This window comes from Paractinoplanes abujensis, assembly GCF_014204895.1.
Taxonomy (GTDB): domain Bacteria; phylum Actinomycetota; class Actinomycetes; order Mycobacteriales; family Micromonosporaceae; genus Actinoplanes; species Actinoplanes abujensis.
Genome location: NZ_JACHMF010000001.1, coordinates 3,239,850 through 3,254,659, shown reverse-complemented (window position 1 = coordinate 3,254,659; position 14,810 = coordinate 3,239,850). Strand labels below are relative to the sequence as shown.

17 protein-coding genes are annotated in these 14,810 nt (G+C 72.1%); 10 read left to right on the top strand and 7 right to left on the bottom strand.

The genetic code is table 11. The features are described from left to right. The first annotated feature begins 121 nt into the window (after positions 1-121). Positions 122-925 (top strand): Fpg/Nei family DNA glycosylase, encoded by an 804-nt coding sequence (locus BKA14_RS14740; protein WP_184951500.1) that lies wholly within the window; start codon positions 122-124, stop codon positions 923-925. 4 nt (positions 926-929) lie between these two features. On the opposite strand, the gene BKA14_RS14735 is transcribed toward BKA14_RS14740, so the two are convergent. Beyond that, a complete protein-coding gene (locus BKA14_RS14735) occupies positions 930-1,277 on the bottom strand; it encodes a hypothetical protein (protein WP_184951499.1) in 348 nt (115 codons plus the stop codon). A gap of 379 nt (positions 1,278-1,656) precedes the next feature. Between BKA14_RS14735 and BKA14_RS14730 the strand changes: the two genes are divergently transcribed. The 6 genes from BKA14_RS14730 (at position 1,657) to BKA14_RS43185 (ending at position 5,710) form a co-directional block, all read left to right on the top strand. Next, positions 1,657-2,400, top strand: coding sequence for a DUF4184 family protein (locus BKA14_RS14730; protein WP_184951498.1), 744 nt, complete (start codon positions 1,657-1,659; stop codon positions 2,398-2,400). Beyond that, entirely contained in the window at positions 2,358-2,963 is a 606-nt protein-coding gene (locus BKA14_RS14725) for a MarR family winged helix-turn-helix transcriptional regulator (protein ID WP_184951497.1), read from the top strand. The genes BKA14_RS14730 and BKA14_RS14725 overlap by 43 nt, the downstream gene beginning before the upstream one ends. 80 nt (positions 2,964-3,043) lie before the next feature. Then, positions 3,044-3,577 carry a carboxymuconolactone decarboxylase family protein gene (locus BKA14_RS14720; protein ID WP_184951496.1) on the top strand — a complete coding sequence of 178 codons (534 nt, stop codon included), beginning with the start codon at positions 3,044-3,046 and terminating at the stop codon, positions 3,575-3,577. A 94-nt stretch (positions 3,578-3,671) separates the two neighbouring features. Beyond that, complete coding sequence (locus BKA14_RS14715; RefSeq protein ID WP_184951495.1) at positions 3,672-4,505, top strand: hypothetical protein; 834 nt, start codon at positions 3,672-3,674, stop codon at positions 4,503-4,505. A 279-nt stretch (positions 4,506-4,784) separates the two neighbouring features. Next, positions 4,785-5,405, top strand: a complete 621-nt coding sequence (locus BKA14_RS43190) for a hypothetical protein (protein WP_203722574.1) — start codon at positions 4,785-4,787, stop codon at positions 5,403-5,405. Then, positions 5,384-5,710 carry a TRIC cation channel family protein gene (locus BKA14_RS43185; RefSeq protein WP_275412395.1) on the top strand — a complete coding sequence of 109 codons (327 nt, stop codon included), beginning with the start codon at positions 5,384-5,386 and terminating at the stop codon, positions 5,708-5,710. Before BKA14_RS43190 ends, BKA14_RS43185 begins: the two co-directional genes overlap by 22 nt. A gap of 43 nt (positions 5,711-5,753) precedes the next feature. Here the strand turns inward: BKA14_RS43185 and BKA14_RS14705 are convergent, their stop codons facing one another. Together BKA14_RS14705 and BKA14_RS45035 are read right to left on the bottom strand one after the other, a co-directional pair. Continuing rightward, positions 5,754-6,941 carry a hypothetical protein gene (locus BKA14_RS14705; RefSeq protein WP_184951494.1) on the bottom strand — a complete coding sequence of 396 codons (1,188 nt, stop codon included), beginning with the start codon at positions 6,939-6,941 and terminating at the stop codon, positions 5,754-5,756. Beyond that, complete coding sequence (locus tag BKA14_RS45035; RefSeq protein WP_184951493.1) at positions 6,934-7,794, bottom strand: helix-turn-helix transcriptional regulator; 861 nt, start codon at positions 7,792-7,794, stop codon at positions 6,934-6,936. The genes BKA14_RS14705 and BKA14_RS45035 overlap by 8 nt, the downstream gene beginning before the upstream one ends. A 104-nt stretch (positions 7,795-7,898) precedes the next feature. Here BKA14_RS45035 and BKA14_RS14695 point away from each other — a divergent pair, with 104 nt between their 5' ends. Then, positions 7,899-8,585 (top strand): SDR family NAD(P)-dependent oxidoreductase, encoded by a 687-nt coding sequence (locus tag BKA14_RS14695; RefSeq protein ID WP_184951492.1) that lies wholly within the window; start codon positions 7,899-7,901, stop codon positions 8,583-8,585. A 37-nt stretch (positions 8,586-8,622) separates the two neighbouring features. Here BKA14_RS14695 and BKA14_RS14690 read toward each other — a convergent pair whose 3' ends face one another. The 4 genes from BKA14_RS14690 to BKA14_RS14675 form a co-directional block, all read right to left on the bottom strand. Continuing rightward, positions 8,623-9,579: a hypothetical protein gene (locus BKA14_RS14690; RefSeq protein ID WP_184951491.1), complete on the bottom strand. Its 957-nt coding sequence runs from the start codon at positions 9,577-9,579 to the stop codon at positions 8,623-8,625. 97 nt (positions 9,580-9,676) lie between these two features. Then, positions 9,677-10,336, bottom strand: coding sequence for a response regulator transcription factor (locus BKA14_RS14685; RefSeq protein WP_184951490.1), 660 nt, complete (start codon positions 10,334-10,336; stop codon positions 9,677-9,679). After that, the gene (locus BKA14_RS14680) at positions 10,333-11,862 is read right to left on the bottom strand and encodes a sensor histidine kinase (protein ID WP_184951489.1); all 1,530 of its coding nucleotides are present in this window, start codon (positions 11,860-11,862) and stop codon (positions 10,333-10,335) included. The genes BKA14_RS14685 and BKA14_RS14680 overlap by 4 nt, the downstream gene beginning before the upstream one ends. Positions 11,863-12,055: 193 nt before the next feature. Beyond that, the gene (locus tag BKA14_RS14675) at positions 12,056-13,099 is read right to left on the bottom strand and encodes an alpha/beta hydrolase (RefSeq protein WP_184951488.1); all 1,044 of its coding nucleotides are present in this window, start codon (positions 13,097-13,099) and stop codon (positions 12,056-12,058) included. Between the two features lie 56 nt (positions 13,100-13,155). Between BKA14_RS14675 and BKA14_RS14670 the strand changes: the two genes are divergently transcribed. Together BKA14_RS14670 and BKA14_RS14665 are read left to right on the top strand one after the other, a co-directional pair. Next, on the top strand, positions 13,156-13,890 hold the full coding sequence (locus BKA14_RS14670; RefSeq protein ID WP_184951487.1) for an SDR family oxidoreductase: 735 nt from the start codon (positions 13,156-13,158) through the stop codon (positions 13,888-13,890). Then, positions 13,890-14,753, top strand: a complete 864-nt coding sequence (locus BKA14_RS14665; protein WP_184951486.1) for an alpha/beta hydrolase — start codon at positions 13,890-13,892, stop codon at positions 14,751-14,753. The genes BKA14_RS14670 and BKA14_RS14665 overlap by 1 nt, the downstream gene beginning before the upstream one ends. Positions 14,754-14,810: the final 57 nt, after the last annotated feature.

Sequence of the window (14,810 nt, the reverse complement as noted above, 5' to 3'; positions counted from 1 at the left end):
TTCGGGCGTTCGGCTCCGGCCACGATCGGGGGTGACCTCACGGGACGGCGACCTCGCGTGATTGGGGACGCTTGATCGGGGCACCGGTGGAGCGGGGTCGCATCGTCGTACGGGAGGAAGCATGCCGGAACTGCCGGAGGTCGAGTCGGCGCGGGCGGTGATCGAGCGGTCCGGGTTGGGGCGCGAGATCGTCGACGTGGACGACGCCGACACATGGGTGTGCCGGCCGCACCGGCCCGGGCAGATCCGGGACGCACTGCTCGGGCGGACGCTCGTGGCGGCGCACCGGCGCGGCAAGAGCATGTGGTGCGACACCGGTGACAACGGGCCCGAACTGGGCATCCACCTCGGCATGTCCGGCAAGATCGTGATCGCCGATGCGGACGGCGGCGAGGTCGACGGCGGCGACTACTGGGAGGGCCGGCGGCAGGCCGGTGACTACCGGTGGTCGCGGTTCGCGCTGAGCTTCGCCGACGGCGGGCGGCTGATCCTGGTCGATCCGCGGCGCCTCGGCCGGGTGCGGCTGGACCCGCCGGTGGAGGCGCTCGGGCCGGACGCGGCCACGATCACCCCGGCCCAGTTCCGGGCGGCGCTGGCCTTCGGCACGGCCCCGGTCAAGGCGCGGCTGCTCGACCAGGAGGCCCTGGCCGGGGTCGGCAACCTGCTGGCCGATCAGATCCTGTGGGCCGCCCGCCTCAACCCGGGCCGCCGCGTCGACAAACTCACCGACGACGACGTGCAGCGGCTGCTGCGGGCCACCCGCTCGGCCGTGCGGGCCGCGATCGCGGGCGGCGGCGTGCACACGCTGAAGGTGATCCCGTACCGCAAGACCGGCGGCCACTGCCCGCGCGACGGCGCGCCGATGGCGATGAGCACTGTCGGCGGGCGGACGAGCTGGTGGTGCAGCGTGGAGCAGGCACTTTAGGGCTTCAGGTACGCGGCCAGGCCGATGGCTGCTCGCGCAGGGCGGGGGCGACCAGCCCGGCGATCCGTTGCGCGCCGGCCGCCTCGAAATGGCCGGCCATCCAGACCTTGACCGGCGCGGTGGCCGGGGGAGTGCTCGGTCCGGAAAACTTGTCGATCGCCACCACGACCCGCGCCGGCACCGCAATCGTGTCCGTCAACGGCCCCGGCACGAGCATCGTGCACGGTGCCGGCGCCGTGCCGCCGGCGCAGGTGGTGCCGTTGAACGTGACGCCGCCGGGACCGGGGTTGCTGCCGGACCACGTACCGGTGGCCGCGCCAGGGCTTGGCTCGTCGCTCAGGTGCTCGGTCACTGTCCGGCCGTGTTGCCGCCGTGCTGCCGCTCGGCCGACGGCGGCGAGTCGCTCTGCGGCCGTTCGGTCGCCCGTCGAACCGCGCACAGCCGTCGTCCTGCCGCTCGGTGCGGGTCCAATCCGTCTGAGCTGACCCACGTGTCAGGCGGTTGCAGGAGCAGGCAAGCTGGCCGATCCCTACCAAACTAGGTTCCTAGGATGGCCAAGAGGTGGGGCGAAAGTCCGGCAAAGGCCTAAAGCTCCACTATCAACAATCTAGGTTCCTAGGACGCTCTAAAGCTTGTGAGTCAGCGGCCAGAGGGCTCGCCTGAACGCATCAGCGCAAGATCCCTCCGCTTCCCGCACGGGATCTTCATAACCGATCAATAGCGTGCCCCGCATGGCGCTCACTGTTCCGACTCATCCGCTGGTCGTAGGGCTCAAACTGTGGCGCCCGCGGTGGTTCGACGGGGTTGCGCTCGTCGTGGGGTCGATAGCACCCGATCTTGCGTACGCCTTGGACGGCTCGGGCTTGCCGGTCTGGAAGGTGTCGCACGGCCTGCGCGGCTTCGTGTTCTGGTGCGTGCCGGTGACGCTGGTCCTGTCCTGGCTGATCCGCTGGGCGGCGCCGGTGGTGGCGAGTCATCTGCCGCGGGCCGGTCCGCTGGCTTTGCGCGACTACGGCGTGCTCGGGCGCAGCCGTCACCCGTGGTGGGTTGCCTGCTGGTCGGCGGTGGCCGGGGCGGTGAGTCATCTGCTGCTGGACTTCGCCGAGTTGCAAATGCCGGTCGTTGAGCCGGTGATGCACGTGCTGGGCGCGGCCGGGTTGCTGGCTCTCCTGGTGCATGTCGGTCGTCGCCGGCTGCTGGTGCGGTGGCACGGCATCGGTGCAGTCACGCCGTCGCGGCCGGTGCAGTTCTGGGCTGTGGCTACGGTTGTCGCGCTGCTGCTGGCAGTTCCGGTGCCGTTTCTTCCGGGCGCGGCGTTGCTGCACACGACCGGCGTACGGCTTCTGCTCGCGGTGGGTGCCGGTCTGCTGGTGGCGGCGGCGTGGCATCGGCACATAATTGCGGCAGTGCCAACTAGGAGAGGACGGCTTGCATGGCGGAGGTTCCGGGGCCGCCGGCGTCGAGTCAGTTGCTGATCGGGCTGGCCCGGCTCGGGCAGGCTGTGCGGATGGAGGCTTGGCGCAACGCCGGCCCGCACAATCTGTCGCCGTTGCAGGCTGACATCGTCACTTTGTTGCAGGGCAAGGCGCAGCCGATCCGGCAGGGGGAGATCGTGGCGGCTTTGGCGTCGACGCCGCCGACTGTGTCCGACGCGGTGAAGGTGTTGCGCAAGAAGGAGTTGCTGGAGGCGAGCCGTGATCCGGGGGACGCGCGGGCGTTGCTGCTGGGCCTGACGGAGGCCGGTCGTGCGGAGGCCGAGCGGTTGCGGGGCGAGTCCGAGGTTCTCAGCGGCGCCGTGGCGGCTTTGTCGCGGGAGGATTTCGCGGCGATGCTGCGGGGCACGGCGACGTTGATGCTGCAACTGCAGGACCGTAAGGCCATCCCGATCTCGCAGATGTGTCTGACGTGCCGGTTCTTCGCTCCGCGGGCGCATCCGGAGGATCCTGCCCGGCCGCATCACTGCAACTTCGTGGACGCGCCGTTCGGTGACGCGGAGCTGCGCGTGACCTGTCCCGATCACGAGGCCAAGGACCTGTAACCCACGCCATATGGACCTGAGCGACGCACGGCGAATATAGTTGGCAGTGCCAAACAAGAAGCACGGAAAGAGGAAGTGCCATGCCTCGTATCGCCACCGTCGACCCTGCCGCCGCCGAGGGTCAGGCTCGCACGCTGCTCGGCCGGGTCGAGCGCGCCCTGGGCGTCACCCCGAACATGATGCGGGCGATGGCCAACTCGCCGGCCGTGCTCGATGCCTACCTGCAGTTCTCCGGCGCGCTGAGCAAGGGTTCGCTGCCGGGCCGGGTGCAGGAACAGATCGCCCTGGTCGCGGCGGTCGAGAACGAGTGCGGCTACTGCCTGGCCGCGCACACCGTGCTCGGGGCCAAGGCCGGACTCTCCGAGGACGACCTGGTCGCCGGGCGCAAGGGGCAGGCGTCCGACCCCAAGGTGGAGGCCGCGCTGACCTTCGCCAAGCAGGTGATCGCGACCAAGGGTTTCGTCAGCGACGCCGACCTCGACGCGGTGCGTGCCGCGGGTTACGGCGACGGTGAGATCGGCGAGATCGTGGCCGCCGTCGCGCTCAACACGTTCACCAACTACTTCAACTCGGTCGGCGAGACGGTGCTCGACTTCCCGGCCGTACGGGTCTGACTCTTAGCGTCGCTTTAAGGTTCAATTATCTCATCCCTATCAAGGCGTCGGGCAGGGTTCGGGGCTTCCACCAAGCTTCCACAAGGGAGACGAGATGCCCCGAATCCTTGCCGCCGCCGGTGTTCTGCTGGCGGCCGTGCTCGTGCCGGCCGGTGCCGCGCAGGCCGCGGTGACCTGCGCGCCGGACGCCTACGAGATCGACGACAGCGGGCAGAACGCCGCACCCATCGCCGCCGGCGAGACGGTGCACCGGGCGATCTGCCAGGAGCGAACGCCGCTGCCGGGCAAGCCGTACGCACACGACATCGATCTGTTCGAGTTCACCGCGGTCGAGGGGCAGGCGTACACGGCCGAGGTCGTCGGCGCCGGTGCCCAGCTCGCGAACAACGGGGCCGGCGCGGGTGGCCTCACGGTCGGCATCTCCGGGCCCGACGGCACCGGGGCGTCGGTCGAGCAGACCTTCAGCATCGACGGCGATCTGGTCGTCACCGGCCCGCTGCACGCCGGCCGTTACCGCGTCGTGGCGGCGACCATGGACCAGGAGATCTATCCGGAGGACAACGTCATCACCACGAGGACGGTGCAGGGCGACGCGGGCCGCTACGGGGTGCGCCTCACCGCGACAGCCCCGGCGCCCGTCGTGACCGGGCTGACCGTCTCGCCCAACCCGGTCAACGGGGGCAAGAACGCGACCGCCACGCTGACCTTCAGCTCGCCCGCACCCCGCAACGGACTGATCGTCAACCTCTCCAGCAGCAACGCCTTCGTGGCCGGCAACGTCAGCTCGTCGCAGGTGCCGCCGGGCGCCACCCGCTACCACATGACCATCCGTACGGGCCGGGTCTCCGCCGACACCCCCGTCACCTTCACCGCCAAGGTCGCCCACGTCGGGCAGCCGAAAACCGCGGTGCTCACCGTCCGCAGGTAGGCAGATCCCGGTGGGCAGAGGTACGACACGGGTGGCCGTGGTGCCGGCTGTGCTCGTGCTTCTGCCCCCTGGGCCACTGACCGGCCAGCAGGTCGCCGTCCGACGTTTCAGCACGGATGTCGTCGGCTGAGCCGCTCAGATCCGGGCGGAACCCGTCGAAGCGGGGAGAAGAGGCATGCTTTCCGGACGGGAGCGCCGCACGTGCCGCCACAACCTGCAACGACTCCGCGCCGCGGTCGTCGTCGCCGCCCGGCCGCCGCCTGGTGGTACGGGCAGCGGATGACGGTGGTGGCCGTCGTGGCCGGACTGGTCACCGCGGTCGGGATCGTGACGGGCTCGAGCTACTCCGTGTTCAGCGGTGTCACCGACAACAGCGGCAACAACTGGGCGGCCGGCAACGTCGTGCTGACTGACGACGACGCGGGCAGCGCCATGTTCGTCACCTCGGGCGCGGGCGCCAACCAGGTCAACGCGGGCGTCCTCAAGCCCGGGCAGACGGTGGTCAACTGCATCCGGGTCACGTATGCGGGTTCCCTGCCGTCGACCGTACGGCTGTACGCCTCGGCCACCGGCGACACTCCCGGCCCAGGCGGCACCGGCCTGCGCGACTACCTGCACGTCAAGATCGAGGAAGGGACGGCGGGCGCGTTCGGCTGCTCGGGTTTCGGCGGCACCGTCACGACGCTGTGGGACTCCACGACCCACCCGAACGCCGCGTCCGACCTGCTCACCGTGTTCCCTTCGGGCTACGCCACCGGAATCGTGTCGGCGCTGGCCTCCTGGTCGGGGACGGCCGCGCGGACGTACCGGTTCACCGTCACCGTCGACAGCTCGATCCCGGACACGTCGCAGAGCTCGGCCGCCTCGGCCACCTTCACGTGGGAAGCCCGAAATATCTGAGGTGTGACGCTCGGCTGGGCCTGTTCAGCGTGGTGGGCACCCGGAAGGCGATCGGCTGCGGTATGGGCCCGCTGCCGGCCGCGGCCCTCGGCGTGCTCACCGGGGTGGGTGGTGGCGTCCCGCGCGACGTCCTGGCCCGCGAGGTCCCGGCCCGGGTGAGCCCGGAGGCCGAGCTGTACGCCGGGCCCGCCGCGGCGGGCGCTGATCGTGGCGGCTTGCTGGTCGCTCGGTTACCGGGCGCCGGGGGTCACCGCCACGACCGTCGTCCTCATCTTCGCGTTCCGCCTGGTCGCGACGGCCCGTAAGTGGCGCGCGCCGACGGCGTGGCCGCGCCGGCCCTGACCGGGGTCAGCCCACCCGCCAGGCCGCGGGGCGGGTCACGCCGGCGGTGTTGCGGACGTTGGCCACCAGCAGACCGGCGTCGGTCAGCTCGACCACGTGGCCGATCGTCCAGCCTGCCGGGGCGGTCAGCGCGGTGCGCACGCCGTTGTGCCACAACGAGTAGCTCAGGGAGCCGTCCTCGCGTTCGGCCCGCACGATAACCCGTCCGCCGGACGCCGCGGCGACGCCGGTCGAGGCGCGCTCACCCTCGGCGTACGGGATGCTCTTGCCCTCGCCGGCCGGGGTCCAGTAGGCCGCCTGCCCGGCGGCCTGGCCGGTGAAGCCGCCGTCGGAGGCCAGTGCGTTCCGCGACGACTGCGTCGAGTCGCAGGTCAGGGCGGCGAACTGGCCGCCCGACGGGGTGGCCCGGTTGATCACGACGTCGGTGCCGGGGACCCCGCCGACGTGCTTGGCCAGCACGAAGGAGATGGCCCCGTTGTCGTTGGAGTAGCCGCTGTAGACGACGGTGCCGTCCGGCAGCACCCGGGTGACGCAGGCGGTGGAGAGCAGGAACGAGCTGAACACGGGCAGCCGTAGCGTGGCGCCGTCCCGCAAGAGCACCGGGCGGGCCGTGGTGCCTTTGCCGATGCCGTCGGTCACCCACACCACCGCGGTCTGCGGACCCCCGATCGAGGCCACCGTACGGCGGTAGCCCGCGTCGAGCTCGGGGGTACCCCGCAGCGGGGTGCGGCTGCCGTCCCGCGCCACCAGATCGGATTCGCCGAAGGGCTCGCTGCCCGCGGTGAACACGCCGAGCGGGCCGCGCGGGCCGACCGCGTCGACCCGGGTGCCGGGGACCAGGCCGGCCGACAGGCCGGTCACCGACCAGCGCACCGCCCGCGGGACGCCGTCGACGGTGGCCGAGCCGCCCGCCTCGCCCAGGTCGCTCACCCCGGCCACCGTGCCGGTCGTGGCCCCCGCGGGCAGGGCGAGCGGCTGCCGCAACCAGCCGGCGCCCGGCAGCCGGCCCCACCGCTGCGGGCGGTCGTCGGCGGTGCCGGCCACCACCCCGAGCGGCGACACGTCGACGGCGGTGACCGAGACGGCCCCGGCCGGCACCGGCAGCAGCGCACCGGTGATCGCGGGGACGGCGGGCGCGGACAGCCCGCCGGCGAACAGGAGCGGCACGGTGGCGGCCGCCAAGGCATTAATCATCAACGATATTTACCAGAGGATTCCGTTCCGTGGTGTCCTGCCCGAGGGAGGCCAGCAGGGCCAGCTTGTCGGCATCGCTCGACCGGACGTCGGGGTGGAAGACGATGAGCTGCAGGCCCTCGGTGCCGCCCACGGCCAGCCGTTCGCGGTTGAGGGTCATCTCGCCCACCTGCGGGTGGTTGATCTTGATCGGGGTGCCGATCTGCCCGCGCACGTCGTGCCGGCCCCACAGCTGCCGGAACCGGGGGCTGGCCAGCGAGAGCTCGCCGGTGAGCTCGATGAAGCGGGGGTCGTCGGTGTCGGTGCCGACCGCCTGGCGCAGGTTGGCCACGAAGCACTCCGTCACGTTCCTCCACTCCGGGTGCAGCGCCTGCACGGACGGGTCGAGGAACAGGTCACGCAGCTGGTTGCCGCCCGGCGCGAAACGCGGGGACAGCGCCCGGGCCGGCGGGTTGGAGGCCACGATGTCGAAATAGCGGTCCTCGATGAACGCCGGTTGGTCGAGCGAGTCGAGCAGTTTCAGGATGCCGGCCGGCGGCACCTCCTTGCGCGGCCGCCGGCGGCGCCGCCGGGGACCCTCGGCCACCAGTGACAGCAGGTGGGCCCAGTGGTCGTCGTCGAGGCGCAGCACCCGGGCGATCGACTCCAGCACCTGCACCGACGGGCGGCGGTCGCGGCCGCGCTCCAGCCGCAGGTAGTAGTCGGCGCTGATGCCGGCCAGCATGGCGACCTCCTCGCGCCGCAACCCCGGCACCCGTCGCACACCGACGTCGGGAATGCCCGCCTGCTCGGGTGTCACCAGCTCGCGCCGGGCCCGCAGGTAGGCGCCGAGGGCGTTGGTCGAGTCGCTCACGGAACCAGCCTAGGCCGGGCCGCCCCGCACAGAGGGGGTCCTGTCACACCCCAGGCTGCGCAGGGCTCTGCCGGGGACGTCCGGGCGTGCCTAGCGTTTGCCGCATGACCGTCACTTTGATCACCGGGGCCAACAAGGGCATCGGTTACGAGACCGCCAAGCAGCTGCTCGAACTGGGCCACACCGTGTACGTCGGCGCCCGTGACCCCGAACGCGGCGAGAAGGCCGCGGCCGAACTGGGCGCCCGTTTCGTGCAGCTCGACGTGACCGACGACGCCTCCGTGACCGGCGCGCTGGCCACGATCGGCGCGGCCGAGGGCCGGCTCGACGTGCTCGTGCACAACGCGGGCATCCTGGCCGCGGGCGAGACCGGTGGACCGGCGGCGCTGCGCGCGTTCGACACCAACGCGGTGGGCGTCGTGCGGGTCACCGAGGCCGCGCTGCCCCTGCTGCGCCGGTCGGACAACCCCACAGTCGTCACGGTGTCGAGCAGCATGGGCTCGTTCTGGGCGGTGACCAACCCCGAGCGGCCCGAGTACAGCCTGCCGCTGCCGCTCTACTCCGCGTCCAAGGCGGCCGCCACCATGCTCACCGTCCACTACGCCAAATCCGAGCCGGGCATCAAGTTCAACGCCCTCGAACCCGGCCCCACCGCCACCGACATGACCGTCGCCTTCGGCATCGGCCGGCCCCCGCAGGAGAGCGCCCGTACGGTCGTCCGCCTGGCCACCCTCGGTCCCGACGGCCCGACCGGCACCTTCAGCGACGAGAACGGCGAGATCCCCTTCTAGGCGGTGTCGTCTGCGCCCTGCGCACGCCCGGGCTGCCTCAACCCTTGCCGCGCAGGGCCTGGATCAGGAACCAGAGGCCGCCCAGGGCGCCCGGCAGCGCGATCAGGTAGGCGGCCCACCACACCCCGTCGGCCTGCCAGTCGCCGAAGGCCCGCACCGCGAGGCCGATCCCAGCCAGGATGCCGATGACCCGGGCCGGACGGGTCCGCCAGAACGGGTCCCGGCGCACCGGCTCGCCCTGCTGCACCGTGCGGGCGTACTCCTCGACCGGGCCCAGGTCGCCGCCCCGGGCCCGGGCCTCACGGGTCAGTTCGGCGGCCCGTTCCGGGGTCAGGTCGTAACGGCCGATCAGCAGCCCGTTGAGGCGGCCGAACCAGTCACCCTCCGGCTGCGGTTCGCGGGGCCGCGTGGGGGAGGGGCCGCGCAGCTGCAGGGCCACGACCACCGCGGCGACCCCGGCCACGGCCAGGACCGGCAGGTCGAACAGGTGCCCGCGGGGCAAGGTGGTGAAAGCGGTTGCCGTGATGAGAACGAGCAGCGCCGCGGCGACCCAGGCGTACGGGACCAGGTGCGGCCGGCCCGACGCCCGGACGGCCCGGGGCACCGCGCCCGCCCAGAAGAACGTGACCATCAGCAGCACACTGCCGGTCAGGCCGGCCGCGGTGGCCGGGAACGTCCACGTGCGGTCGATCGCGGCGATCAGCAGCACCGCCGGGATCACCAGGCCTGTCACCACGAGCAGCTGACCCTCGAGGTAGTCGCGCGGGGTCATGCCCTCCCGGTCGACCGGGTCGCGCAGCTCGGCCGGCACCTGGGCGGCCGCCCGGGCGGCGAACTCGCGGGGCTCACCGAACGCCTCGTACGGGCTTTGCCCCGTACGCAGGCAGTGGTCCTTGACGTGGTCGATGATCGGGGTCGCCTCGTGGTAGCGGACCCCCTGGTCGCCGAGCGCCATGCGGGCCGGCAGTTCCCACGACTCGAAAGTGACGGTCATGCCTTCAAGTGTGGCCGTGACCAGGGGGTCCAGGCGTCTGCCGACCGGCCGGAACGGCCTCTTACTTTCGTTGATCGCGCGCCGTTGTCGTGGACGGTCAGCCGTCGAGCAGCCCGGTGCGCTGGGCCAGCATGGCCGCCTGCACCCGGTTGTCGACCTCGAGCTTGGCGAACACGTGGTAGACGTGCGTCTTGACCGTGCCCTCGGAGACGAACAGCTGCTTGCCGATCTCGGCGTTGCTCAAGCCCTGGGCCAGCCGGATCAGCACCTCCCGCTCCCGTTCGCTGAGCGTGCCCACCCTGGTCAGCTCCTCGGTCGGGCGCACGGCCGGGGCCGGGAGCCGCTCCAGCACCTGACGGGTGATCTTCGGCGACAGGTAGGCGTTGCCCGCGGCGGCGGCCCGGATCGCGTACTCCAGTTCCTCGGCCGCGGACTCCTTGAGCAGGAAACCCGCCGCCCCGCCGGCCAGTGCCTGGGCCACGTAGTCGTCCTGGCCGAACGTGGTCAGCACCACCACCCGTACGGCCGGGGCCAGCTTGCGGATCTCGCGCAGCGCGGCCAGGCCGTCCAGCACCGGCATCTGGATGTCGAGCAGCGCCACGTCGGGCCGGTGCCGCACGGTCAGGTCGATCGCGGCCCGCCCGTCGGCCGCCTGCGCGATCAGCTCGATGCCGGTGGCCGGCCGCAAGATCGCGTCGATCGCCGTGCGGATCAGCGAGTCGTCGTCGGCCAGCAACACCCGCAACGGTTCGGTCATGACGGCTCCCCACGGATGATTTGTTTGTCGGCCAGCTTGCCGTCGCGGAAGCAGAACCGGTAACTCAACTCGCCGGACTCCTCGCGCAGCTGCTCGGTCAGCGACGCCGGATAGTCGAGGCAGCCGCCCGTCGTCTCCGTCGCGGCCTCCGGATCCGGCAGCATGTCCCGCACCTCGGCCTCGGGCGCGCCGACCCGCACGGCGTCGTACTTCTCGCGGTCGACCACCGCGAAGGCCGCGAACAGCCACACCCCGGCCCCGCACAGCACCAGGAACGCGACGACCGACAACGCGGTCGCGACCAGCACGAACCTCGACCGGCGGCGGTGCCGGTCGAGCACCTCGGCGAAGTCCGGCCGGTCGTCCGGCACCGGCGGGGGTGTGGCGGCGTCGTCGCTCAGATGCGGCAGCGTGGCCGCCACCCGGTAGCCGCCGTCCGGTGTGGGCCCGTAGTAGAGCAGGCCGCCGGCGATCCGGACCCGCTCGGCCAGCCCGAGCAACCCCTGCCGGCTGGTGGCCCGCACCACCCGCAGTCCGGGCGTGTTGGTCACCGCGGCGATCAGGGCGTCCGGCTCGTAGCGCAGCAACAGGGTGATCGCGCCGCCCTGGGCGTGGCGCAGCGCGTTGGTCAGGCCCTCCTGAACGACCCGGTACGCCGCGTGTTCGGTCATCGACGCCAGCGGCACGGGTTCGCCCTCCCGGACCAGCTCCACCTGCGCGCCCGACGACCGGGCCTGCCCGGCCAGCTCGTCCAGGCCGGTCAGGGGACGCACGGACGATTGCGGGTCGTCCTGCCCGAGCAGCCCCAGGATCTGCCGCAGCTCGGTCATCGCCGCCGACGAGGTCTGCCGTACGAGGTCCGCGGTCTCGGCCTTCTGCTCGCCCTCGGCGGTGCGCAGCATGCCCGAGTAGAGCGAGATCAGGGTGAGCTTGTGCCCCAGCGAGTCGTGCATGTCGCGGGCGATGCGGGCCCGTTCCCGGATCTGGGCCTGCCGGGCGATCTCGTTCTGCTGGCTGTGCAGCTGCACGTTGCGGCCGTGCATGGCGGCCAGCAGGGAGCGCCGCCGCCGCACGAGCCGCGCCACCCCGGCCGGCAGCACCGCCAGCACCGCGAACAGCAGCGTGCCGAGGACAGCCCACTCGAGGTCGGGCGGCTCCTCCCAGAAGATCGAGGCCAGGAAACAGACCCAGGCCGCGCCCAGCCCGGCCGCGACCTGCCACCACCGGGCGGCCCGGTAGGCCAGCGCGGCGCTCAGGAACACCAGCAGCAGGCTGCTCGGCCCGCCCGTGCCCAGTCCCACGACGGCCGCGCCCACATAGGCGGTGAGGGGATGGGTCAGGCGCAGCACGAGCAGCACCGGCGCGGTCACCCCGACCAGCCAGGGCGCGAGCCGGTACCAGTCCGCGGCCACCGAAGGCACCACCGCGGCCGTGGTCACGAGCGCGACGACACCGGCCTCGTAGACCAGACGCCACCCGCCGGTCAGGCCGGCCCGCTCGCGCCACCGGCCGATCATCGTGCTCATCACCTGACAGTGTGACCGAACGTCGTGGTGCTCTCGCATCGCACCAGCCTGCCGGGAGCCGCTGGGCGAATCGTCGGCGCTTCGGGAGAGTCCCGACGTCAAGCCCTATGACGAAAGTCGGAGAGCTGCCGTCCCGGTGGCCTCGCCGGCACGGCACAGCGAGTCTCTGGCACCCGAGGCCACCGAGCGCAAGTCACGCCCCGTTGATCAGCGTGAGCAATTCGGCAGCAACCTCGTCCGGGCGCTCCACATGCGGCGAATGCCCGCACCCTTCGTAAACGACCTCACGGAAGTTCCCGTACCGCTCGAAGACCGCCCGGGTCTGCCCCACCATGGGCTGCGGCGGGCATTCTTCCGCCCCCGGCCACCCCGGCACCGCCCCCAGCGACCCCAGATAGGCCAGATCGAACAGCGAGGTGTCGGAGACGATGGCGTCCCGATCGCCCCGCACCCAGACGATCGGCGGCTTGGGCTCGGCCCCGGCCAGGGCATCGGCCACATTGAAGTGGTTGGGCGCCATCGTGTTGAGAACCCCGCGGTCCCCGGGTCCCATCCCCGGCCAGCTCTCGACCGCGACCGCGTCCCCCGGGTAGTTGTCGTCCCCGATGGCCGTGCTCAGCACGGTGCCGAGCAGCAAAGCCTCATCCTCCCCGAGCGACGCCGGGTCGGCGACGTAGGCCGACCGCAGCACCGACAACGGACTGGTGGGCGACTCCGCACTGCGATCCCCGGCCTGGATCCGCGCCACGAAGTCCGGGTTGGCGGTGCCACCCCCGGTGCCGGCGAAGTCGGCCGTCGTGGGCGTACCGGTCAGATCGCGGGTGCCGCCGAACCCGTACGGGCTCAGGGGCGCCTCCAGCAGCACGGCCGAGAACCGGTCGGGCCGGGAGATCAGCATCTGCATCACCACTCCGCACCCCATCGAGTGCGCGGCCACCACCACCGGCCCGCCCCGCGGGAACAGCGCCCGGTCGTCGAGCAGGGCCGTCACGTCGTCGGCGAAGTCGCCCAGCCCTCGGGTGGCGTCGACCGGTGCGGTCTCGCTGCGCCCGTATCCGCGCAGGTCGGGCGCCACGACCCGGACACCGCCGGGCAGCCGCCGAATCAACGGCGCCCAGAAGCCGGCGGACGAGCAGTTGCCGTGCACGAGCAGCACCGGTGTGCCGTCACCGGGCCCGCCGACCAGCACATTCTGGGTGATTCCACGGGCCTGGATGCGAAGATCACGGGTCTCCATCGGCTGATCGTGGCACACACTGGCCGGGGACGGGCCCGGCGTCATAGGTTCGGATCATGACGACGACACGAGTGGTCGCGCTGGACCTGGCCGGACGGACGGCCATGGTGACCGGCGGGGCCAGTGGGATCGGCCGGGCCGTGGCCGCACGGCTGGCCGCGGCGGGGGCCGAGGTGCTGGTCGTGGACGTCGACGAGGCCGCGGCGTACCGGGCCGACCTGGCCGACCCGGAGGCCGTCGACGCCTTGCCCGCGCACGTCGATGTGCTGGTCAACAACGCCGGGCTGCAGTTCGTGGCGCCGCTGCCGGAGTTCCCGCCCGACCGTTTCGCGCACATCCAGAAGGTCATGGTGGAGGCGCCGTTCCGGCTGGCCCGGCGGGTGCTGCCGCACATGTATGAGCGCGGCTGGGGCCGGGTCGTGAACATCTCGTCGGTGCACGGGCTGATCGCGTCGCCCTACAAGTCGGCCTACGTGACGGCCAAGCACGGCCTGGAGGGGTTGTCCAAGACGATCGCGTTGGAGGGCGCGGGCCGCGGGGTCACGTCCAACTGCGTCAACCCGGCCTTCGTGCGCACCCCGCTGGTCGACAAGCAGATCGCCGACCAGGCCGCGGCACACGGCATCGACGAGTCCGAGGTCATCGAGAAGATCATGCTGGACCGGACGGCCATCAAACGCCTGATCACCCCGGAGGAGGTGGCCGAGCTGGTGGCCTACCTGTGCACGCCCGCGGCCGACCTGATCACCGGCGCCTCGATCGCGCTCGACGGCGGCTGGACGGCGCACTGATGCAGGAGCTGGAGGTTCCCGTACGGGGTGGGACGCTGCGCGCCGTGCGCTGGCCCGGCGACGGTCCGGTCGTGCTGGCCGCGCACGGCATCACCGCCAACGCGCTGTCGTTCGCGGCCGTGGCCGACGCGCTGGCCGGGCGGGTCCAACTGGTCGCCCTCGACCTGCGGGGCCGGGCCCGCAGCGGTGATCTGCCCGGCCCGTACGGGATGGCCGCGCACGTCGCCGACGTGATCGCGACGGCCGACCACCTGGGGCTGGGCAGTGTGACGCTGGCCGGCCACTCGATGGGCGGTTTCGTGGTGGCCGCGACGGCCGCGGCCCACCCCGGCCGGGTCCGCGGCGTCCTGCTGATCGACGGCGGCGTCACGATCCCGGCCCCGCCCGGCGCCGACGTCGACGAGGTGCTGACGGCCGTCGTCGGCCCCGCGATCCGCCGGCTGAGCATGACGTTCCCCGACGAACGGGCGTACCTGAACTTCTTCCGCGCCCACCCCGCGCTGCGCGACAACTGGTCCCCGGCGCTCGCCGCGTACGTCGCCCGCGACCTGACCGGCACCCCGCCGTCGCTGCGCTCGTCGTGCTCGCTGGAGGCCGTACGCGCCGACGCCACCGACACGCTGATCGACCGCACGACCGTCGACGCCGTCCACCACCTGAGGTGCCCGGCCCACCTGCTCTGGGCCGAGCGCGGCCTGCAGGACCAGACCCCCGGCCTGTACGTCGCATCGAGCCTCGCCGGCCTGCCCTTCCCCACCGAGTTCGTGCCCGACGTCAACCACTACACGATCCTCTTCGACCCCCGAGCCGTCGCGCTGGTCGCCGAGCGCGTCGTGGAGCTGGCCGGTCACCGCCCCCGGTGACGCGAACGCAGCGCAGTAGCTTCCGGGCGAAGCCCGCGGTGCCCACCGCCCAGCCCG